This window comes from Coriobacteriia bacterium, assembly GCA_041658765.1.
Classification (GTDB): Bacteria; Actinomycetota; Coriobacteriia; order Anaerosomatales; family JBAZZO01; genus JBAZZO01.
Window position 1 is genome coordinate 110,387 of sequence record JBAZZO010000003.1, and the last position, 21,009, is coordinate 131,395.

Annotated in this window: 18 protein-coding genes; 2 read left to right on the plus strand and 16 right to left on the minus strand. The window is 67.7% G+C overall.

Annotated elements, in window-relative coordinates:
* Positions 1-40: 40 nt before the first annotated feature.
* Positions 41-1,489, plus strand: a complete 1,449-nt coding sequence (locus tag WC971_03130; protein MFA5843804.1) for a radical SAM protein — start codon at positions 41-43, stop codon at positions 1,487-1,489.
* Here WC971_03130 and WC971_03135 read toward each other — a convergent pair whose 3' ends face one another.
* The 13 genes from WC971_03135 to WC971_03195 form a co-directional block, all read right to left on the minus strand.
* Positions 1,490-2,593: a PilT/PilU family type 4a pilus ATPase gene (locus WC971_03135; GenBank protein ID MFA5843805.1), complete on the minus strand. Its 1,104-nt coding sequence runs from the start codon at positions 2,591-2,593 to the stop codon at positions 1,490-1,492.
* An 87-nt stretch (positions 2,594-2,680) separates the two neighbouring features.
* Positions 2,681-3,883: an MFS transporter gene (locus WC971_03140; protein ID MFA5843806.1), complete on the minus strand. Its 1,203-nt coding sequence runs from the start codon at positions 3,881-3,883 to the stop codon at positions 2,681-2,683.
* A gap of 29 nt (positions 3,884-3,912) precedes the next feature.
* Positions 3,913-4,926: an NlpC/P60 family protein gene (locus WC971_03145; protein MFA5843807.1), complete on the minus strand. Its 1,014-nt coding sequence runs from the start codon at positions 4,924-4,926 to the stop codon at positions 3,913-3,915.
* Positions 4,927-5,012: 86 nt separating this feature from the next.
* Positions 5,013-5,951: a peptidoglycan-binding protein gene (locus WC971_03150; protein MFA5843808.1), complete on the minus strand. Its 939-nt coding sequence runs from the start codon at positions 5,949-5,951 to the stop codon at positions 5,013-5,015.
* Between the two features lie 8 nt (positions 5,952-5,959).
* Complete coding sequence (locus WC971_03155; GenBank protein ID MFA5843809.1) at positions 5,960-7,462, minus strand: sensor domain-containing diguanylate cyclase; 1,503 nt, start codon at positions 7,460-7,462, stop codon at positions 5,960-5,962.
* Positions 7,463-7,468: 6 nt separating this feature from the next.
* Complete coding sequence (locus tag WC971_03160; GenBank protein MFA5843810.1) at positions 7,469-7,975, minus strand: chemotaxis protein CheD; 507 nt, start codon at positions 7,973-7,975, stop codon at positions 7,469-7,471.
* A gap of 38 nt (positions 7,976-8,013) precedes the next feature.
* Complete coding sequence (locus tag WC971_03165; protein ID MFA5843811.1) at positions 8,014-8,625, minus strand: chemotaxis protein CheC; 612 nt, start codon at positions 8,623-8,625, stop codon at positions 8,014-8,016.
* Complete coding sequence (locus tag WC971_03170; protein ID MFA5843812.1) at positions 8,622-10,568, minus strand: chemotaxis protein CheA; 1,947 nt, start codon at positions 10,566-10,568, stop codon at positions 8,622-8,624. The genes WC971_03165 and WC971_03170 overlap by 4 nt, the downstream gene beginning before the upstream one ends.
* The gene (gene cheB / locus WC971_03175) at positions 10,565-11,626 is read right to left on the minus strand and encodes a chemotaxis-specific protein-glutamate methyltransferase CheB (protein ID MFA5843813.1); all 1,062 of its coding nucleotides are present in this window, start codon (positions 11,624-11,626) and stop codon (positions 10,565-10,567) included. The genes WC971_03170 and cheB overlap by 4 nt, the downstream gene beginning before the upstream one ends.
* 10 nt (positions 11,627-11,636) lie before the next feature.
* The gene (locus tag WC971_03180) at positions 11,637-12,005 is read right to left on the minus strand and encodes a response regulator (GenBank protein ID MFA5843814.1); all 369 of its coding nucleotides are present in this window, start codon (positions 12,003-12,005) and stop codon (positions 11,637-11,639) included.
* The gene (locus WC971_03185; GenBank protein ID MFA5843815.1) at positions 11,998-12,486 is read right to left on the minus strand and encodes a chemotaxis protein CheW; all 489 of its coding nucleotides are present in this window, start codon (positions 12,484-12,486) and stop codon (positions 11,998-12,000) included. The genes WC971_03180 and WC971_03185 overlap by 8 nt, the downstream gene beginning before the upstream one ends.
* A gap of 9 nt (positions 12,487-12,495) precedes the next feature.
* Entirely contained in the window at positions 12,496-13,812 is a 1,317-nt protein-coding gene (locus WC971_03190; GenBank protein MFA5843816.1) for a HAMP domain-containing methyl-accepting chemotaxis protein, read from the minus strand.
* Positions 13,813-13,865: 53 nt separating this feature from the next.
* A complete protein-coding gene (locus tag WC971_03195; GenBank protein ID MFA5843817.1) occupies positions 13,866-14,711 on the minus strand; it encodes a protein-glutamate O-methyltransferase CheR in 846 nt (281 codons plus the stop codon).
* A 100-nt stretch (positions 14,712-14,811) separates the two neighbouring features.
* Here WC971_03195 and WC971_03200 point away from each other — a divergent pair, with 100 nt between their 5' ends.
* Positions 14,812-15,849, plus strand: a complete 1,038-nt coding sequence (locus WC971_03200; protein ID MFA5843818.1) for a L,D-transpeptidase/peptidoglycan binding protein — start codon at positions 14,812-14,814, stop codon at positions 15,847-15,849.
* 20 nt (positions 15,850-15,869) lie between these two features.
* Here WC971_03200 and WC971_03205 read toward each other — a convergent pair whose 3' ends face one another.
* The 3 genes from WC971_03205 to WC971_03215 are packed head-to-tail and all read right to left on the minus strand — an operon-like array spanning position 15,870 to position 21,003.
* Positions 15,870-17,117 (minus strand): hypothetical protein, encoded by a 1,248-nt coding sequence (locus WC971_03205; protein MFA5843819.1) that lies wholly within the window; start codon positions 17,115-17,117, stop codon positions 15,870-15,872.
* A gap of 14 nt (positions 17,118-17,131) precedes the next feature.
* Entirely contained in the window at positions 17,132-17,956 is an 825-nt protein-coding gene (locus tag WC971_03210; protein MFA5843820.1) for a tetratricopeptide repeat protein, read from the minus strand.
* A gap of 14 nt (positions 17,957-17,970) precedes the next feature.
* Positions 17,971-21,003 carry a cytochrome c3 family protein gene (locus WC971_03215; protein ID MFA5843821.1) on the minus strand — a complete coding sequence of 1,011 codons (3,033 nt, stop codon included), beginning with the start codon at positions 21,001-21,003 and terminating at the stop codon, positions 17,971-17,973.
* Between the last annotated feature and the right edge of the window lie 6 nt (positions 21,004-21,009).

Here is a 21,009-nt window from a genome sequence, read left to right on the forward strand (position 1 = left end):
CGAGGCCGCGGTCGCGTGCCGGAAGAGAGGCCCCACCCGGATGATCCGCCGAATCGCCCTCGTGACGCCCCCTTACCACAGCGGCGTCGTTGAGACCGCCGGCACGTGGCCGAACGTCGCGTTCGTTTACATCGCGGGCGCTCTGCGCGCGGCCGGTCTCGATCCCGTCATCTACGACGCGATGGCCGCGAACGACGACCTGGAGACGATCGTCGCCAAGCTGGGTGACATGAAGCCCGACATGGTGCTCACCTCGGCGTACACGTCGAGCTACCCGAAGGCGGCCGCACTGCTGCGACGGGTCAAGGAGACCCTCCCGGGCACGGTCACCGGTATCGGCGGCGTGCACGCGCACTTCATGTACGACGAGGTACTGTCGAGGGACGGTGACGCCATCGACTTCGTCCTTCGCGGCGAGGGCGAGATCACCGCTCCCGATCTGGTGCGGTGCCTGAACGCAGGCGACGACCCCTCGAAGGTCGATGGGATCGCGTTCAACCGGGACGGTGGCGTCGTGGCGACGCCGGCGCGACCCTACATGCACGGTCTCGACGGCCTTCCGACCGCTTGGGACCTCCTCGACTGGGATCTGTACAACTACTACCCGATCCCGGGTTCAAGACTCGCCATCGTGTCGTCGTCCCGCGGCTGCGACCAGGCGTGCTCGTTCTGCAGTCAGCAGGCGTTCTGGCAGCGTACCTGGCGTGCGCGCAGCGCAGAGGACGTCGTCGACGAGCTCCAGATGCTCCGCGACCGATTCGGCGTCGGGGTCATGATGTTCTCCGACGAGACTCCCACACTCGACGCCGCCAGATGGTCGCGCATCCTCGACCTGCTCATCGAGCGCGATCTCGGGCTGCACCTCCTGATGGAGACCCGTGTCGACGACGTCATACGCGACGAGGCCATCATGCCCCGTTACCGTGCCGCCGGGATCCAGCACCTCTACGTGGGCGTCGAGCGCACCGACCAAGCGACGCTCGACCTGTTTAAGAAGAACACCGAGGTGCAGATGGGCAAGAAAGCCCTCGACCTCATCAACTCACACGACATCATCTCGGAGACGAGCCTCGTCCTGGGTCTTCCTAACGACACCGCCGAGTCGATCCGCGCCACATTCGACCTCGCCGTGCACTACAACCCGGACCTGGCGTTCTTCCTCACCATCGCGCCGTGGCCGTACGCGGACATCTACCAGGACCTCAAGCCGCACATCATCTCCTACGACTACGAGGACTACAACCTCGTCGCGCCGGTCGTGAAGCCGACGGCGATGACCGTCGACGAGCTCATGAAGGAGATCATCGACTGCTACCGCCGGTTCTACATGGGCAAGCTGAAGCAGGTCCCGAAGATGTCGAAGGTCAAGAGGGACTACTTCGTGGTGACGATGAAGCTGCTCATGGAGAACAGCTACTTGAAGCAGTTCATGGGCGGTCTCGGCACGATGCCCAAGGACGTCGACACCCTCATGAAGAAGTGGCTCTAGCTAGTAGATGCCGCTCTCAGCCGCTTCCTGCGGCGTGACGCCGAGCTGTCGCACCTTGATCTTGAAGTCGTGCGAGTTCGTCGACATCGCGACGGCGTCATCCATCGTTATCCGGCCGTCCTGATAGAGCGCGACCAGAGCCTTGTCGAAGGACTGCATCCCGTAGAACTCGCCTTCCTCGATGGCGTCCCGCAACTTGTAGGTCTGCTCCGAGTCGAGGATGTACTCGCGCACCGTGCCCGTCATCACCAGGACCTCTACCGCCGGGACGAGTCCTCCGTTGATCGCCGGCAGCAACCGCATCGACACGATGCCCTTGAGTGTCGATGCGAGCATGAGTCTCACCTGCTTCTGCTGGTAGGGCGGGAAGAAGTCGATTATCCGGTTGACGGTCTCCGTCGCGTCGATGGTATGCAGCGTCGAGAGGACGAGGTTGCCTATCTCGGCCGCTGTCAGAGCCGCGGAGACGGTCTCGTGGTCGCGCATCTCACCGATGAGCACGACGTCGGGGTCCTGACGGACGACGTGGCGTAGCGCGTCGGCGTAACTCTCGGTGTCGATGCCGATCTCGCGCTGGTTGATGATGCACCGGTCGTCCTCGTGGAGCACCTCGATAGGGTCTTCGATCGTGACGATGTGCCCATCCCGAGTGTGATTGATGTGATCGATCATCGCGGCGAGGGTCGTCGTCTTGCCCGAACCGGCGGTGCCGGTGACGAGCACGAGGCCACGCGGCTCGTCGGCGAGGCCGCGGATGACCGTGGGCAGACCGAGTTCCTCGATCGTGGAACGCTCCATGGAGACGCGCCGCATGCTGATGCCGACGCTGCCCCGCTGGCGAAAGACGTTCACGCGGAAACGGGCGGTGCCCGGTGCCGAGTACGCGAAGTCGAGCTCCCTATGGGACTCGAAGATCTGCCTCTGGCGACCATCCATCATCTCCAGCGCGAGCGCCTGGGTCGCCTCGGATGTGAGCGCGGGGAGTTCCCGCATGACCACGAGCTTCCCGTTGAGGCGCACCGCGGGCGGAGAACCTACCTTGATGTGAAGGTCGGAACTGCCGCGCTCGGCCATCATCTTCAGCAGGCCGTCGACCTGGGCCATCGGTGCCGCCCCCTTGGGATCGCGTACCGGTCTTCACCCTCCTACTATAGCGCAGCCACCCGCGCTATCCTCGGCTCCCGATCTCGGTCACTCTTCGCGCAGACCCGGCATGCCGAGCCCCACCAGACCCGCCCCGAACACGATCGCCCCCACCGCGGCGACGGCGACCGGGATGCCGACCCGCTGCGCGAGCGCCCCCGCGCCCACGAACCCCACGACCGTGAAGACACGGCTGATCGCCGTCCGAGCGGAGAGCACCCGGCCGAGCAGGGCCGTTTTCGCCGCCCTCTGGACGAGGGTGATGAGCGGCACGTGGTACCACATGTTCGCTATCCCCGCGAGGAACAGCAGTGCCATGGCCACCTCGAGACGCGGCGCCATCGCGATCGAACCGAAGAGCAGCCCGAACGCGATCATGCCCTGGATGAACTTCCGGCCCACCCGGGCCGACCCGCTGCGTCCGACAGCGATGCTGCCCAGGAGCACCCCTCCCGTCGCGGCGATATCGAGCAACGCGAGACCCACCGCCCCGGCATCGAAGTGGCTCAACGCCAGTGCGTAGCAGAGGGTGACGGATGCCGCCACGCCGGCGGCCGCGACGCAGTAGAGGGCCATCGCCTCGCGCAGAGCGGGGACGTCTCGGATGTGGCGCAGTCCCTCTCCGACGTCAGCCCATACCCCGCCTACGTGCTCCGCGGTCGAACGACTCCGGCGCGGGAGCCGGATCGAGGCGACGAACACCGCCGAGACCAGGTAGGTCACGGCATCTAAGGCGAAAGCGCGGACATACCCGACCCCGGCGACCAATCCGCCCGCCAAGAGAAGGCCCACGATCTCCGCTGCGGCGCTGGTGGTCCCGTCGAGGGAGTTGGCCGCCATGAGTTCCTCGGAGGGCACGAGTTCGGGTATCGACGCGAGCTTCGCCGGCTCGAAGAAGAGCGAGACCGTCGAGACGGCGAAAGCGACGACGTAGGCCGCAGCGACGTTGAGGCGCGCCGCGAACGGGATGACGAGAACGAGGCCCGCGCGAAGCAGGTCGGAGCCGACCATCGTCCGTCGGCGGTCCCAGCGATCGACGTACGCTCCGGCCACGAGGCCGAAGAGCGCGGCGGGTAAGGTCGTCACCGCCAGCATCACGCCCATCTGGAGCATGGAGCCCGTGAGGCGATATACCATGACGGCCATGGCGATCTGGTCGACCTTGTCGCCGAAGACCGAGACCGTCTGCCCGATCCAAAGACGCCGATAGCCTGGATGGCGCAACGGCGCCAGGAGAGACTCCCCCATCATCACGACGCCCCCAGAAGGGCGCGCGGCGCTCAGGGCCGCGCGGCGCCCGCGTAATCGCCGCGGTCCATCGGGGAGATGCGAACGACGTCCCCGCTGTGCGGCGCGTGGATGTACTGACCGTTCCCAACGTAGATGCCCACGTGATGGATCCGGCTTCCGCCGAAGAAGACCAGGTCTCCTGGGGCAAGATCATCGCGTCCGACGCGCTCTCCGCAGCCGATCTGAGCCCGCGAGCTATGAGGCAGCGAGACGCCGACCTGTGCGTACACGAACATGGTGAACCCGCTGCAGTCGAACGAGCCGGGACCGGATGCTCCCCAGGAGTACGGACGTCCGAGATAGCGCTTGGCTACGTCCACGATGCCCGCTCGCGGTTCGCGGACCGGACTCCCCCAGTCCCAGCCGCCGCTCTCGCCTCTGGAGGAGATCGTCGAGGAAGCGTGACGCCGTGCCGCTGCGCGAGCCTCTTCGGCACGCTCGAGAGCGGCCACCTCGGCCTCGAGTCCGTGAAGGAGCCGGGTGCGCTGCGCAAGGCTGCTTCGGATCGCCTTCTTCCGCCGAGCCATGTAGCTCAACTCGGCCCGCGCTTTGGACGTCGCCCGGACGACATCGCTCTTCGCCGCGCTCGCCTCGGCGCGAGCGGTCTCGAGTCGCCGTACGGCGCCCGCGTCGGTGTCGCTCATGTCGGTGAGAACGTCCCACGTGGTCGCGAAGTCCTCGAAGCTCTTCGCCCCGAACAGCACCTCGACGAATCCGAGAGGGCCGGTGCGATACATCTTCCCGACCCGCGTGTTCAGGTGACCCTGGAGAGTGTCCATCCGCGCGCGGATACGGCCGAGACGCTTCGTAGCGGTCCGAGTCCGTGCGTCGAGACGCACGTAACGCTCGCGGGCAGCATCGTAGTCCTCGACCGCGTTCTCGAGGCGCACATCGAGTGCGTCGACCTGAGCCTTGACGCGGCGAGCCTGCTCCCGTCGAGAAGATGACGGAAGCGCGCACGCCACGGCGGGCATGTATGTGGGGAATGCGAGCGATGCGGCCAAGACGAGGGCCGCTATCCTCGTACGCGGGGTCGTCAGGGTCGTTTCCTCCCTCTGGCGATCTCGTCGAAGGGCGCTGTGCAACCCGGTTATGGTAGCACGGAGCCCGAGGCCTCGGCCAGCCACGCGCACACGCCGTCCAACAGCCCGACCGCGATACGCTGCAGCGCGCGTTCGTCATCGTCGGCCGTCCCGTCCACATCGACGGCGATCCGCAGCGGAGCACCCTTCGCGGCGGCAAGGGCGGTGACCACCCTCGCCGCGAGGCCTGGGCCGACCTCAGAACGGGCACTTGCGAGGGGGATGGGAGCAGCCACGCCGACTCGCGACATGCCCGATGCGATGTGGACCACGAGGTCCGCTTCGACGGCTTCGCCCGGTAGCGCGACACCCACTCTAGCGGCCTCGCAAGCGGCGGTAGCCACGCTGACGAAACGCCGCGCGACGTCACCCCCGACGTCGTCCTCGGCCAAGACGACGATGCGCAGGGTCGCAAGCACCTCGGCCGCGCGCGCTGGCGCCACCATGAGTGCGACAGGCGCGGTCGGGTCCTTGTCGGCCCAGACGTGACGCAGACCCGAGAGGGCGTGGACGGTCTCCATTCCCGCGATCCCGTCCGGCGGCAACCCGACGTTTTGCTGGAACTCTCTCACCGCGCGCTCGGCGAACGTGCCGAAGATGCCGTCCGGGACTCCCGACGCGAAACCGAGGGCGTTCAGCGCGCCTTGCAGAACACGGACATCGCGACCGTGGAAGTGCGGGACCTTCAGGTACAGCAGCCGATCGCCGAGCATGAACGTCTCGTCGACGAGTGCTGACCACGTGTCGTGACCTATGAGACCGTCCTGCGCGAGTCCATGCCCTTCTTGGAAAGCCCGCACAGCACGCAGCGTCTCGCCCAGGAACACGCCGTCGACGCCAGTGGGACCAAGATCGTGCCCGAGAGAGAGCAGCCTTCGCTGGACGTCCTCGACGGCCGGCCCTCGATCCCCCTCTCGGATGATCGGGAAAGCGGCTGCGTGGGCCACGGTCGCGCTCACCTCGACGCGAGAACGACGCGGTTCTTGCCCGCCCGCTTCGCCTCGTACATCGCGCGGTCGACGGTCTCGATCAGACGCGCTTGAGTCACCGCGTCGTCGGGATAGACGGCGACGCCCACCGAGACCGTCTTGTGCACCGGCGGCAGCCCCTCACCTCCGACGAACGCGCAAGCCGCCACGCCCGCCCTGATCCGCTCGCCCACCGCACGGGCCCCTTCGGCGTCGGTCTCAGGCAAGACGACGACGAACTCCTCACCACCGTAGCGAGCGGCCACATCGATGTCGCGCAGGTTCTCCCGGATGATGGCACTCACAGCCTGCAGGACCCGGTCGCCCCGCGGATGGCCATATGTATCGTTGAACTCCTTGAATCCGTCGATGTCGAGCATGATCACACCCAGACGGTGACGGAACCGCTCCGCGCGCCCGATCTCCTCCTCTAGACGCTGCATGAGGTACCCGTGGTTGTACATCTCCGTGAGCCCGTCGGTGACGGAGAGTCGCTCGAGTTCCTCGTGCAGCAGCGCGTTCTGCAACGCAAGCGCCGACTGGTTGCCGATGACCACGAACCTGTCGACCTCGGTCGCGTCCAGCTCGCGCGGCATATTGCCGGCAACCGCAAGTACGCCCACGATCGCGTCTCCCGAACGCAGCGGTAGCGCCGCATGCGATCGGATCTCCCCGGAGGCGCAGAACCATTCCGCGGACTCCGCCCCATCGGCAACGTCCTCCTCCTGCACGAACCCATCCCGGAAGGCCCGACCTAGGATCGTCTCCGAGACCGGCACGCCCGGCCGGAACAGATCCTCCGGCCGTCCTTGGCTCGCGCGCAGGCGCAGCGTCCACTCGGACTGATCGAACAGGTAGACGCAGGCAATCTCCGCTCCGAGGATGCCGTTGGCCCCGTCGACGATGAGACTCGTCACGTCGTCGACGGACGAGTAGCTCGTGAGCGCCTTGAAGAACTCGTGGTTGAAGAAGATCTCGGCCAGCCTGCCCTCGAGCTCCCGATTCGCCGTCTCCAGGGCCTCCTTGCCGGTCTGGAGACGGCGCTCATGGCTGCGGATCTTGTCGTATGCGACCTGGAGCTCGACGAAGAGCTTCTCCTGCTCCTCGCCGCGCTTCTTCGCGATCAGGAGGTCCCACACGAGTTCGGAGCCGCGAGCGCCGATGACCTCGACGGTTTCCGGCTTCTGCGAGAGGAGATGCTCCCGCAGCACGGGATCCTCGGCCATATCGATGATGACGTCGAGGCCCGGCAACTGGTACAGCTCGCTCACGTCCGTCGTCGTGAAGACGCCGACCTCATCGGCGAGGCGTAGCGCCGGAGCGGAGCGAGCCGCGGCGAGACCGACGACGACGAGGCTCTCGACCTCGTTCAGGAGGCGCAGCATCGACGCCGCGCGAAGCCCCCCGCCGGCGATGGCCACGCGCAGCGGAGACTGGCGCTGTCCGTCTCCGCGACCCGCTCCCCGTTCGTCACGCGCGTCCCGCTCCACCTCGACTCACAGCTCCCTGATGCCATGGAGGTAACTGCGGACGACGAGGACGCCGGTCCGCAGGTGCAATTCTACGGTACGCGCGTGACTCCCGCCCGTATCCTGCGCGACGACCGGCACTCTGAGGTCGGAGAGACGTTCCAGGACCTCCTCGAGATTCCGCTGCCCGATGGAGGCCAGCACGGAATCCCCCCCGCGGAACATCGCCGCGCCACCCGCGAGCTTCGCCTGCAGCCGCCGCCGCTTACCCCCGCGCTCCTCGATCCCTTCGACGAGCGCGGGCACCGCGAACGATGCGAAACGCGCGGGCTCACCCATCACGACTGTGTCCAGAGGACTCGGCAGCATGACATGCGCGAGCCCGCCTACCTCCGCCTTCGAGTCCCACAGAGCGACACCGACGCAGGAGCCTAGGGCCTCGGTCAGAAGCACCGCCGGCGCGTCGGCGACGGCAAGACGTCCGGCACCGACCTCGATGACGTGCTCGCCAGCGAGCGTCCGCGCGTGCGACATGGTCACCTCCGCGGTCTGCGGAGACGGGTCGTTCACGATCACACGACCCCCAGTCTGCCCAGCAGGACGTCGAGGCTGTCGGGGTCCGGCAGGAAGAGCAGCACCGCGTCCACGGAGACCTCAGCGTCGTGGAAACGAGTGCGCACGACGAGCGCGTCGCTCGCCTTCGTCCCGAGATCCAGCATCGCCACCTCGAGGATCGCACCAGCCATGTCGAGCGCGAAGGCGGGAGACGACGGCAGGAGGCTCAAGTCGGCCAATCGCGCGACCGCCGAGAGGTACGCGGAGACCACGATCGCGGCCGCGTGTCCGAACAGCGACTCCTCCTCGGGCCTGAACGACTTGTAAGTGCCGAGCGGACGACCGCGCAGCAGATCGAGCAAGGCGAGCGAAGCGGTCCGCGAGGCGACGAAGAGTATCGACCCCCCTATGTCCCCGAGCAGCCTGCAGTACACGCCCGCTACGAGCTGCTCGGGCCCGCCGAAGATGTGCGGGACCTCCCCGATGGGGAGCAGACCGATAGTCGGCACGTCGAGCGAGATGGGACGGTCCACGAGTTGCGAGAGCGCGGTCGCGGCATGACCCGCGCCGATCCCGCCGACTTCGCGCAGGGCGTCCATCTGCATCTCCGAAAGATGTTCCGGCCTCATGCGCCCTCCTCCATCGCGAACAGACCCCGGGGGTCGAGGATCATGGCGACCCTTCCGTCTCCCAACACGGTCGCGCCACCGAGGCCCTTGATCTGCTTGAACATCGCCGACAGCGGCTTGATGACCACCTCGCGACGGCCGAGAAGATGGCCGACGGCGAGTGCACGGACCTCTCCGGAGACCTCGAGGAGGACGATGTGGTTCCCCGTGAGCGGAGTAGCGGCACCCTCTTCGATACCCAGCACGGAATCGAGGCGGTGCAGCGGCACCACCTGCCTATCGCGCAACACGACGACCGGACTCCCGTCGACCGTCTTGACCTCGACCTCGTCGAGACTGAGCACCTCTCCTACCGATCCGAGAGGGATGGCGAAGACCCGATCGGAGATGGCGACGAGCAGCGACTGGATTATCGCGAGGGTGAGGGGCAAGGTCAGCACGAACTCGGTTCCTTGGCCCAAGCCCGTGCGGATGGCGAGGGAGCCGCCCAGATACTCGATCTTCCCCTTCACCACATCCATCCCCACGCCGCGTCCCGAGACCCGGGTGGCCTTCTCGGCCATGGAGAATCCGGGGATGCACGTCAGGAGGAGTACGTCCTTCTCCGAGTAGTTCTCCCGATGCGTGGGATCGACAAGGCCGATCTGGCACGCCTTCGCCCAGATGCGGTCGAGGTCGATGCCGCGCCCGTCGTCGGAGACGACGATCACGACCTGGTCCCGCTCGCGACTCGCCTCGAGACGCACCGTCCCCTTCGAGGGCTTCCCCGCGGCCTTGCGCTCCTCCGCCGTCTCGACGCCATGGTCGACACTGTTGCGCAGGAGATGGACGACAGGGTCGCCGATCTCGTCGAGCACGGTCCGATCGAGTTCGATCTCGAGCCCTTCCATCTCGAAGCGGATCTCCTTGCCGAGGTCGCGAGCGAGGTCGCGGACCATGCGAGGGAACCGGTTGAAGATATTGCTCACGGGGACCATGCGCGTCTGCATGACCTCGTGCTGCAACTCGGACGAGACGCTGTACAGGTCCTCGAGCGCCTCGTCGAGCTCGCGTGACTCGAAAGCGCGCGCCACGGACTCCATCCTGGACCGCAGAATCACGAGCTCGCCGACGAGGTTGACCATGGTGTCGAGGTGGCCGATGGATATCCGCACCGTCTGCGTCTCGGAGAGCTTGGGTATCGGGCGCCGGTCCTCACGCGAGCCGGTCTGGATCGCCGGGGCGGCCTGCGCCTCGGTGACAGCGATGTCCTCGACCTCGGAGATGGAGGCGAGCGAGCGGGAGATATCTTCGGGTGTGCCTCTGGTGCTCACGACCGCCTGGAAGCTGCGACCGAAGGCCTCGTCCTCGATCTCGCGCGCCGACGGGACGGTCTCCAGCACGGTCCCCATGTGGCTGAGGCGCTTGAGCGCCATGTACGCGCGGACGGCCTTGAGCACGCACGTCTCCTCGAGGGTGACGGAGATGCGGTAGACGGTCTCGCCCACTCCGACGGCGATGACGGGCTCCTCCGTTTCCGGATTCCCGTCCTCCTCGGCAGTGGTGACGGCAGCCTTCTTCTCGGCTGCCGCGCGGTCGATGTCGGTGAGCAGCTCGGTCACATCCGCAGGAGCGCCTCCGCCTGATTCGGCCTCTATGAGGAGCTTCACGGCGTCGGCCGCGCGGAGCATGAGGTCGACGAGCGACGCGTCGATCGTATGCTCGCCACGGCGTACGGCATCCATGAGCCCCTCCATGCGATGCGTGAGGTCGGCCGTGCGCTCGTACCCCATCGCCGCAGCCATGCCCTTCAAGCTGTGGGCGCCCCGGAACACGACCTCGATAGGCTCGCGATCATGCGGATCGGCCTCGAGCGAGAGGAGCCCGTCCACGACGGCCTGAACGTATTCGGCGCTCTCGCTGAGGAAGACCTCCCGATACGCACCCATCTCATCCCCGGTCATGCGCCACCACCCCCTCGGATCGCGCGTCGGACTTCCGCAGCGACGAGTCCGACGGGCACGACACGACGGGCCGCACCGCTTCGAACGGCGGCTCCGGGCATCCCCCAGACCACACTCGTCTCCTCATCCTGGGCGATGGTGACTCCTCCCGCCCGCATGATGCTCTCGAGTCCTGCGGCGCCATCTGCGCCCATCCCCGACAGCACCACGCCCACACCGCGTCGGCCGAACCGCTCGGCGATACTGAAGAAGAGCGGGTCGGCGGCGGGCTTCACCCCGTGCTGGGAAGGACCGTCCTCCAGGGAGATCCTCGGTTCGCCCCCGAACTCGGCGACCCGCATGTGCATGCCGTGCGGGGCGAGGAACGCGTGGGCGGGTTCGAAGGACATCCCGTCCGCCGCTTCCGTCACCTCGATATCTGTCACCTTCGAGAGACGCCGAGCGAGGGATGCGGTGAACCCCGGTGGCAGATGCTGCACGATGAGATAGGTCGCCGGGAGTCCGGAGTCGAGACCGGAGAACATGCGCTCGAGTGCGGGCGGCCCTCCGGTCGACGCCGCGACCGCCACGATCCGCCGAAGCGTCCTGGCGGCGCGTCTCGCCCCGGCGCTGCGGACACGCGGCGCCACCTCGCCCCCCACGGCGAGTCGCTTGGCCGGGTCGATCCGGTATGCGATCTTGATCTTCTTTATCAGATCCTCCGAGAGCTCTGTCAGCGACGTCGCGACGCCGGCACGCGGTTTGGGGATGAAGTCGACGGCGCCCGCGGAGAGCGCCTGGTAGGTCGTGTCGGGGTCGTCGATGGAGCTGAGCATGACGATCCTCGCCTGAGTCGCCTTCAGCAGGTGCGGCAGAGCCTCGAGTCCGGTCAGGTCCGGCATCTCGATGTCGAGCGTGATCACGTCGGGGGCTAGATCGCGAGCCTTCTCGATGGCTTCGACGCCGGTCCGCGCGACGCCGACGATCTCCATCCGGGGATCCAGACGAAGCGCACCGACGAGCATCTGCCTGATGAGGGCGGAATCGTCTACGACGAGGACTTTGATCGTCGAGGGCATCGAGGCCGCCCTAGGGTACGGCCTGCAGGCACTTCTTGACGGTCTCGAGCACCTTGGTCGGCTGGAACGGCTTGACGAGGAAGTCCATCGCACCATACTCGAGCGCGTCGACGATCATCTTCTGCTGGCCCATCGCGCTCACCATGAGGACCCGCGCGCCCGCGTCCTTCGCGCGGATCTCGCGCAGTGCCTCGATGCCGCCCATCTCCGGCATCGTGATGTCGAGAGTCACGAGGTCGGGGCGCAGCTCGACGTACTTCTCTACAGCATCCCGACCGTTGACCGCCTCGTGGATGACGAACCCCTCCTTCGAGAGGATGTCCCGGATCATCATCCGCATGAACGCGGCGTCATCGACGACGAGGATCGAGCTAGACATTCAGGCCGCCTTCCTGTGCCGCGATGCCGACGTAGTCGCTGCGCGGCAGGGCCTTGTCGAGATTCAGGATGATGATGAGCCGTCCGTTCGTGTCGGCGACCCCTTCGAACGCATCCGCTGTCTCGGCGACGAGGGCCGTCTCGGGCGCCGGGCGTATGTCGGCAGCCGGGATGGTCGCCACCTCCAGCGTCGCGTCGACCGAGAGTCCCACCGTCCCCGCTTCTCCCTCCGCGACGATGATCCTCGATGCGGAGTCCCGCTCGCCGGTCGTCCCGAGGAGACGCGATCCGAGGTCGACGACGGGGATGACCTTTCCCCTCAGGTTGATGACCCCCTCGACGAACGCTGGCGCGCGCGGCACCGGCGTCGACTCCTCATACCGGATGATGCTGCGCACCTTCTCGATGGGCAGCCCGTAGTGTTCGGCCGAGAGCCTGAAGATCACGAACTGGCGCTCGCCGGCGCGCTCGGCGGGTTCCATGCGCGCCTCCTAGCCCACTTCGAACATGTGCACGGAGTCCTCTAGGCGCCGGGACATGTCGGCGAGTTCTTGCGCGGAAGACGATATCTCCTGCATGCAGGCGGTCTGCTGTTCCGCGGCGGCCGCAGTCTCCTCGGCGGACGCGGCGTTCTGCTCGACGACGGCCGCGATGTCGTGCATCGCCCTGTCGACCGAAGACGTCTTGCCGGCCTGCTCGGACATCATACCCGCGATCTGATCGGCGAGAGCGGAGGTGCGAGAGACGGCGTCCGTGATCTGACGCAGCGCGTCGCCGGTGCGGCCGACGACCTCCGTGCCGCGCTGGACCTCCGCTGTCCCGATCTGCATGTACTTGAGCGCCTTGTCCGTCTCCTCCTGGACTTCCTTTATGAGTTCGCCGATCTGCTCGGCTGCCTTCCCTGAGCCCTCCGCGAGCTTGCGGACCTCCTCGGCGACGACCGAGAAACCGCGCCCGGACTCACCCGCGCGAGCGGCCTCGATCGCCGCGTTCAGCGAGAGGAGGTTCGTCTGATCCGCGATGTTCGTTATGACGTCCACGATCTTGCCGATCTCGTGGCTCCGGAAGCCGAGTAGCTCGACCGAGGTCGCGAGGGTCTCGATCGCGTCGCGTATCTCGGCGATCTTCGCGACGGCCTGTCCCGTCGCCTCCTCACCCTGCATCGAGAGGCGGGCTGCCTCCTCGCTGGTACGCGCCGTCTCCTCCGCCGTGCGCGAGACATCCGTCACGGTGGCGGTGATCGACTCCATCGCCGAGGAGGTCTCCTCCACCTTGCGCGACTGCAGTTCCGCACCGTGCGCGATCTGCTGCACCGATGACGAGATCTCCATCGTCGACGAGTTGATCTCCTCAGAGGAGGCGGACAGCTGCGAAGCGGCGGCCGAGACGGCCTCGGCGGAACGTCGCACACCCGACGCTATACGCTGGAGCGACGCGACGAGACTGTTGCACTCCTGCGCGAGCACGCCGATCTCGTCGTCGCGGACGATGTCCGTTCTCACCGTGAGGTCGCCCTTGCCGGCCTCTAGCATGACGTATCCGAGGTCGCGCAGCGGTCGCAGTATGTGCTGCTTGAACTGATTGCGCCAGATGAGGGTACCGGGGACTGCGCACACAGCCATCGCGATGCCGCCGACGATGACCACCGGCACGACGTGGGACGAGTCGATGCCGCGGCTGAAGATGGCGTAGAATGCGGTCGCGCCAAGTCCGACGGCCACAGCGGGGGCTATGGACAGCCAGGTGACGACGGTGAACCGGAACGACAGGCCGCCGCGCATGGCGCTGTGGCGGTGCTCGTTCGGCATATCAGGCCCTCCTCGGGGACGTGCGCCGCACCCGCGATCCCGGTAGCGACGCCTCACAACGGCTTGCCGGTCGGCTTCCTATAGATGCGCTCCCGTGAATCGACGAGCTCCAAGCGTCCCGCGAGCGACGGGGCCAGCTTCTCGCTGCGTCCGAGGATGAGATAGCCTCCCCGAGACAACGCCGACCAGAACCGCTCGAGTATCTGTTCCTGTTGCGAACGCCCGAAGTAGATGAACACGTTCCTGCAGAAGAGCATGTCCACCATGCGCACCGGTTCGTCGTCGAACAGGTTCAGACGCCGGAACTTGACGTGCCGCGTCACGACCGGCAGGAAAGTGAACGTCCCGTCGGCGACATCAATGTATCGCATGCGGTCCCGTCTCGGAATACGTCCGATGTCACTCATCTCATATGTGGCCGATTCGGCGACGGCCAGGGCGACCGGATCGATGTCGGTAGCCGTCATCGAGACGGTGAAGTCGTCGATACGCGGACCGAGCAGGTCGAGGAAGGCCATCATCACCGAATACGGTTCCTCGCCGGTCGCGCAGCCGGCCGACCACAGCCGGATCACGCGATGACGCTGCGCGGACTTCGCGGCGATGACCTGCGGGAATACGCGGTTGCGCAACACGTCGTAGAGTCCCGGGTCGCGGAAGAAGTCCGTCACGTTGATGGTAAGGGTGTCGAGAAGCTGCTCGTACTCGCCGGGATGCGCGTCGATGAACGCGACGTACTGGCGATACGTATGTAGACCGAGCGAGCGCAGTCTCGCGGCGACCCGGCGTTCGACATATGGCCGCCGGAACTGATGCAGATCGAGACCCCGCTCCTCGAGCACCTTCGCGAGGAGCTTGTCAAGGTTCCCGCGGTAGGTGTCTGTGCTCTTGGGCTCCATCAGACGTCCAGGGCTGTGGTGTCGCTCGGCTCCATAGTAAGATAGTATGCACCCGCCGACCGGCGGACGCCGCATCGCCCGCGCGGAAGGCCTTTAGAGTATGGATCGCGCGCACTCTTCGCTCCGTATCCTCGCCGTCATCGGCGCGGTCCTGGTCATGTCCCTCTCCATGGGATCGGCCTGGGCGGTCGTGGACGACTACACCCGGCGCGATGTCGCCCCTCTCGGCGTCACGGTCGAGGGCCATGACGTCGGCGGACTGCAGCGTATCGCCGTTCGCGACGTGATCGAGGACACCGTCGCCCGACCCTACCTCGAGCCCCTCGCCGCGACGTACCGCGGCCGCACGTTCGTTCTTCCGGCGGCGGACTACGTCCGGGTCGACGTGGATGGGATGATCGGCGAGGCCCTCGCGCCCCAGACCGGCGCCTCGATCGCACGGCGCCTCTACCTGCGCGTGACCGGGCGACCGGTGACCACAGACGTCGCCATCCGGGTATCGGCGGACGAGACCGCCCTCCGGCGCTGGGTCACGGAGACCGCATCCGCCATAGACACGAGGGCCGTCGACGCGACGCTGACCATGAACGGAGACCGACTCGTGGTCAAGCGGGACCGACTCGGACACCGGGTCCGCGTCGACGACAGCGTCACCGTGCTCTCGGACGCGCTCGAGCATGGAGTCAAGACGGTCGAGCTGCGCGCCGACCTCATCACGGCCTCCGTGGAGGCCTCGTCGTTCGGGCAGACCCTCCTCGTGCGCAAAAGCGAGCGGCGGGTCTACCTCTACGACGTCGACCGCATGGTGAAGTCCTACCCCTGCGCGATCGGGACGCCGGGCTGGCCGACACCGAACGGATGGTTCCGCATCGTGAACAAGCGGAAGAACCCTTCGTGGAGCAACCCGCACAGCTCGTGGGCGACCGGCATGCCCGACTACATCCCCCCGGGCCCCGGGAACCCGCTCGGAACGCGCGCGCTCGACCTGAGCGCCGCGGGGATCCGCATCCACGGCACGACGAAGGACTGGTCGATCGGTCAGGCGGCCTCACACGGCTGCATGCGGATGCACCGCTGGGACATCGAGGACCTCTTCGACCGCGTCCGGGTCGGGGCACGCGTCATCATCGTGCGCTGACCCGCGACGCGCGGCCTCTTCTAGCGCACCGTCACGTAGCGGAACGCAGACGAACCCGCCAAGAAGGCCGGCTCTGCCGCATGGTACGCGCGCACTCGCCAATACCCGCGCCCCAGGGTCACCGCGGCGCTGTAGCGGCCACTCGCCACCCGTGCCGGTACCGACCGGCGCAGCACCCAAGTAGTACCGACCCGCTGCCAGCATTGCACCGCGACACCGGTCACCCGAGCCGGCGAGACCGCCCCGGCGACCGACACCGCGCGCCACGCGCGAGGCGTCGAAGCGAAAGCGGGAGTCCCGAAGGACACCCGCACGGCGACCGGCTGCGTGCCGTACGCGACCTGCCTCGGAACGCCGTATCCGGTCCCGGATCCCGAGTCCCAAGCCTGGACGATGTACATGTACGCGCTGCGCGGGTTTGCTGCAACGTCGACGTAGACCGCATCATCGCCCACGGCGGCGACACGTCCGGTCGCGGTGAGCTCGCTCCACGCGTAGGAGAGCGCCGGGCGGCGCCACAACCGGTAGGTGATGGCGCGTTCCTCGGTCGCGGTCGCTCCGACGGCCCGCAGGGGCCGCGCCCAGGACACCACGACCCCCGGCGATGCCTCCGAAGCCGCGAGAGACCGCACGGGGCCGTAGCGATAGCCGGTCACCGCCACGTCGTCCACCGCGGGACCACGGGCGGTGATCGGCCTCTGGAGCGGGCCCTCGGCGAAGTCATGCCACCGGAAGAGGACACTCCCCGGCGAGCGCGAGAGTCGGGCCTGCGACGACGCGGCCATATCGAAGCTGCGGGTCGACCACGCCCCTGCCGCCGTCAGCGGGAACGGATAGTGGACGTCGAGACCGCTGCCATCGGTGCCGGTCCTTCGCCAGCCGACGATGAAGGAGGATGCATCGGCCGCACCGACACTCGGCATCGAATACGCGAACGACAGGCTGGCGTTGTAGTAGCCCGCGAGTTGCGGAAGGTCGATGAACATGTCTCCAGCGGAGTTGCGAGTGTACGTCGGCCAAGCGGCGGTATTCGACCCGGCGCACCACAGGGAGTAGCCTCCCGTGCGGGCGAGCGCGGACGTGCGCCCCCACCAGACGGGCGCCGAGGGGTAGGCCGAGATGCGCACGTCGGATGCGAGTGAGGCCTCGAACCCTTCGCGCCGAACGGTCATCGGTCCCGTCGTCGGCGCCGCAAGGGTCCGCATCGGGACGACAAGGAGCGCTGCGAGAGCCATCGAGAACACGAGCTTCTGACTTGCGTGCCGCATGGCCGGTCTCCTTCTCATGGCATGCTGGTCGGGAAAGCCCCGCCGATGGCGACAGCGGTCGAACGCAGGGCGGCCGGCCTGCCGCCCGCAGTGGCGATCACGACCTCGAACGCATACCTTCCACGAGCGAAGGCGAGCGTCGCGAGAGCGCGACCGTCGGTTCCGAAGTACGCCTCCGTCCCGCGAACGGTGACGGCGGCGGCATCGCGCCCATAGACGCGACGGCTCACGGTGGAGATGAAACGAGCCGCGGACGCTGTCGAGCCTCGGTCATGTATCGAGACAAGCACGCGAGATGCCACTCCATCGTATATGCCTCCCGGCGCGGGGTCGAACGGCTGCAGGGCCTCCGCTCCACCGCCGGTGCGCTGACCGGCGACGAGTCCGGGCACGGATCGCGGCAGCAGGACGGCGACGTCGGACAGGGCGCGCACGAACGCCGCGTCAGGATCGGGCGCAGCCGCCCCGGAGGCTGGAGCCCCGTCTCCGGGATCCGGCTCCACCGCAGGCGCGACCGTCACGACGAGCGAGGCGAGAAGTCGCCGAGCCTCATCGTTCGTGGGATCCGCGACGAGCGCGGCACGCAACGCCTCGCGGGCACGGTCGACGTCGCCGCTGTCGATCGCGGCCCTCGCGGCGGAGACATCGGCACGAGACACGTCGGCGAGCAAGGAGACGTCCTCGGTCGGGAGTGCCGACTTGCGGGGAGCCGAGAGGGACGACGCGACGAGGATGACGGCGGCGAGCACGACCACGCCGAACGCGGCGCCGACCCACGCGCCTATCCGTCGCCGGCCGAGCCTCTTCGCACCCGCGCGAGCCTGTGTCCGCTCACCCACGTCCATCCCTGCTCTCACGGCCTCGTGTAGGTCTTGCTCGTACCGTCGTGGCACGCGTTCAGGCACGACCCGCCGTTCGCTCCATGCGTGAAGCCGGAGTCCGGTCGGAGCAGATGCGGTAGCGTCTGCGAGCCGTGGCTCACGTGACAGACCTCGCACCCGAACCCCATCTGGGATCCTGTCTCCCCGGAGTGGAAGGCATGCAGAGCGGGGTGGAGCAGGTCGCCATCGTAGAAACGGCTGAGCGAGCCGGCGAACGTGGATGCATACACATCCGCCTTGTGACAGCGGAAGCACAGCCCCGCGGGGTTGGAGGACCGCACGCCGAGGTACGCGCCCCTCAGCAGTGGTCCGGCGGTGGATGCGTGCGAACCGCGAACGAGCGAGTCGTCCGTGGCGCCATGACAGTCGCCGCAGTACAGCGTCGACCCGTTCGTCCAGCTCGCCTCGAACGACCCCTCGAGCGCCTCGCTGCCCGTCGCCGTCGGCTCGACCGCATGCACCGACGCGTTGCGGGTGTTCAGCTCCGACGCGATGTCCCGGGCGCCATCGAGCCTCGCCCACGGGGAGTGGCACTTGAGACACAACTCGTACTCGGCCGCGACGCCGCGCGTCTCGACGTACGTTACTAGAGAGCCCACGCCGTCATTCGTCACGGCGACGCCCCAGGCCCCGGATAGCGCACCGGGGACCGCGGGTGCGGCGGCGACCGTGGATGTGGCGAGGTGCGGATCGTGGCAGTCGACGCACTCGACGTGACGCTCGAAGAGCGCGACCTCGGTGGAGACATGCGCGCGCGGCACCCCGCCCACCGGATGCCTCGATGGCCCCACGGCACCGAAGTCCGCGACGGTGAGCGCGGGCGGCGTGCCCGCGATCTCCACTCCGCCGCCCCACAGGACGGTGACCCCGGACGGGTCGAGCGCGGTGCCCCCGCCGTTGGCGTGGAGCACCCTCAGACTCGGCGGGACCGCGGTCGGCTGGTAGCCCGCGTCACCGACGACGAGTTCGGCGTCACCGTCACCGTCGAGGTCGCCCGCCGCCAGACTCCCGCTCCCCGTGCCCGTCGCATAGTAGAGCCGGTCACCGGCGTCGAAACCGCCGCCGACGCGCTGCGGGAGCACGTTCACCGCGCTCGAGCCGGACTGATCCGACATCACGACGACGACCTCGTCACCCGACGTACCGGACCTCGTCACACCGGGCAAGACATCGGCGACGAGCGCAGCATAGGGGATCGCACCGCCGGGGTTGGTGAGCGCCGAGCTCGCGAGAAGGGATCCGTCCCCAGCGTGGACCTCCAGGATATCCGTGGGCTCGTCCTGCGCGACGAGGACGACCTCATCGCGCCCGCCCGGGTACGCGTCACCGATCGCCGGTCCGCGCGGCCCCCCGCCCGTTCCGTACGGCCCGTGGACATCGATCGCCCCCGAGACCGACATGGACTCGGAGAGGATGCGTAGTTCCGCCCCGGTCTCGGCCGTGACCGCGATGTCGCCGGCTCCCGAGCCCGTCACATCCCCTACTGCGAGACCTGATACTCCGGTACCGACGGAGATCGGCCCGACCGCGGTCGCGAGGACGCCGCCCTGATGCGCGCCCGAGTAGCGGTAGATCCACAGCTTCCCGGCAACACGGTTCGCCACGATGATCTCGGGACGCCCTGAAGCGTCGGGGAAGACGTCCGTCACCGCGAGATAGTCCGCCGCGAACCCTGCGGGGATGGCGAGCACCCCCGGACCCGAAGCGATGGACAGCCCCTTGAGCGGGTCGGGGGAGAGTACGCTCAGCTGCGCGACACCCGGATCCCCGGCCACGAGGTCGACGGAACCGTCGTCATCGAGATCACCCGCGGCCAGCGCCCCGGCGCGTCCGCCTGCGGCATACTCGCGCGGACCGACCAACGGGCGCGGTACGGAAGTCGCCGCTTGAGCGTAGACGGCCACACGGCCGAACGAGGCGGTGGCGGTGGCCGGAGCCCAGCCCGCAGCGACCTCGAGCCACCCTGCGGCTCCAGACGGATAGCCTGTCGCACTGACGTCGGCCGACGCAGGCCCGTCAGAGTCGTGACAGCCGTCGCACAGCTTCCTGCCCTCTCGGCTGACGATCTTCGGGAGTGCGCTTCCCGACCCGTCGGAACTCCCCATGGGGTCGTGACACGACTGACACTCCCCGACGGCGCGGCTCGACTCGGCGGACGCATACTCGGCGCCGATCGACGCGGTCTTCGTCGACAGCGCGTGCGCGGATCCGGCGTACGCCGGCCCGCTCGGGTATGTCTCCGAAGCAGCCATGTGACACACGAGGCAGAATGTCCGGTCGTTCGCCGTGACGGAGACGGTCGCCGGCGCGGCGGGCGGATACAGAGCGCCGACGATGAGCGGAGCCGCCGGCGAGCCGTGCGGGTCGTGGCATGTGGAGCACACGATGCCGGTCCCAGACACGGGAGCCGGCACATCCCGCGCATGCGCCGTCGTCCCCCACACGCCGATCCCCGCCCATAGCGATACCGGCCGCGCCTCGTGACACGTGGCGCACAATGCGTCACCGGAGAAGACCTGCGCATTCGAGGCGTTGTAGGCGCGGAGCAGGGCCGGGTACGGCGTGCCGCTCGCCGTGCGGGCGGTCCCGTGGCTATCGTGACAACTGCTGCACTGCTTCTGGACCGGCCCGAAGGCCGACTCGGTCGGAGCGAGACTGTGGGTCGACGTGGACCCGAAGGCGGTCCCCACATCCGTACCCGAACCTAGCGCCTCTGTCCCATGACAGGCGAAACACAGAGCACTGTCACCCGGTGTCGACGGATCGGCGATGATCAGCGCGCTCCCCACGAGCGCCGACGAGTCGAGGCTCCTATACCGTGTCTGGGCAGGGGCAGAATGGCCGCGATGGCACATCGCGCACACGGCCGTCTCGGGCTGGTCGGTGACGTGAGGTGCCGTCAGCCCCGTCGCCGGACCCGGGACCGCTAGCGCGCACGCCAGTACGAGCGCCGCGAGGAGCGGTGCACAGGTATCGAGGCGAGCGTCGCGTGTCCGGCGCGGCATCGTCGA

Bases quoted from the DNA above. Each gene is read 5' to 3' on its own strand.
- WC971_03130 (MFA5843804.1), top strand. From the start codon at position 41: ATGATCCGCCGAATCGCCCTCGTGACGCCCCCTTACCACAGCGGCGTC.
- WC971_03135 (MFA5843805.1), bottom strand. From the start codon at position 2,593: ATGGCCCAGGTCGACGGCCTGCTGAAGATGATGGCCGAGCGCGGCAGT.
- WC971_03140 (MFA5843806.1), bottom strand. From the start codon at position 3,883: ATGATGGGGGAGTCTCTCCTGGCGCCGTTGCGCCATCCAGGCTATCGG.
- WC971_03160 (MFA5843810.1), bottom strand. From the start codon at position 7,975: ATGTCGCACGCGCGGACGCTCGCTGGCGAGCACGTCATCGAGGTCGGT.
- WC971_03165 (MFA5843811.1), bottom strand. From the start codon at position 8,625: ATGAGGCCGGAACATCTTTCGGAGATGCAGATGGACGCCCTGCGCGAA.
- WC971_03170 (MFA5843812.1), bottom strand. From the start codon at position 10,568: ATGACCGGGGATGAGATGGGTGCGTATCGGGAGGTCTTCCTCAGCGAG.
- cheB (MFA5843813.1), bottom strand. From the start codon at position 11,626: ATGCCCTCGACGATCAAAGTCCTCGTCGTAGACGATTCCGCCCTCATC.
- WC971_03180 (MFA5843814.1), bottom strand. From the start codon at position 12,005: ATGTCTAGCTCGATCCTCGTCGTCGATGACGCCGCGTTCATGCGGATG.
- WC971_03185 (MFA5843815.1), bottom strand. From the start codon at position 12,486: ATGGAACCCGCCGAGCGCGCCGGCGAGCGCCAGTTCGTGATCTTCAGG.
- WC971_03190 (MFA5843816.1), bottom strand. From the start codon at position 13,812: ATGCCGAACGAGCACCGCCACAGCGCCATGCGCGGCGGCCTGTCGTTC.
- WC971_03195 (MFA5843817.1), bottom strand. From the start codon at position 14,711: ATGGAGCCCAAGAGCACAGACACCTACCGCGGGAACCTTGACAAGCTC.
- WC971_03200 (MFA5843818.1), top strand. From the start codon at position 14,812: ATGGATCGCGCGCACTCTTCGCTCCGTATCCTCGCCGTCATCGGCGCG.
- WC971_03205 (MFA5843819.1), bottom strand. From the start codon at position 17,117: ATGCGGCACGCAAGTCAGAAGCTCGTGTTCTCGATGGCTCTCGCAGCG.
- WC971_03215 (MFA5843821.1), bottom strand. From the start codon at position 21,003: ATGCCGCGCCGGACACGCGACGCTCGCCTCGATACCTGTGCACCGCTC.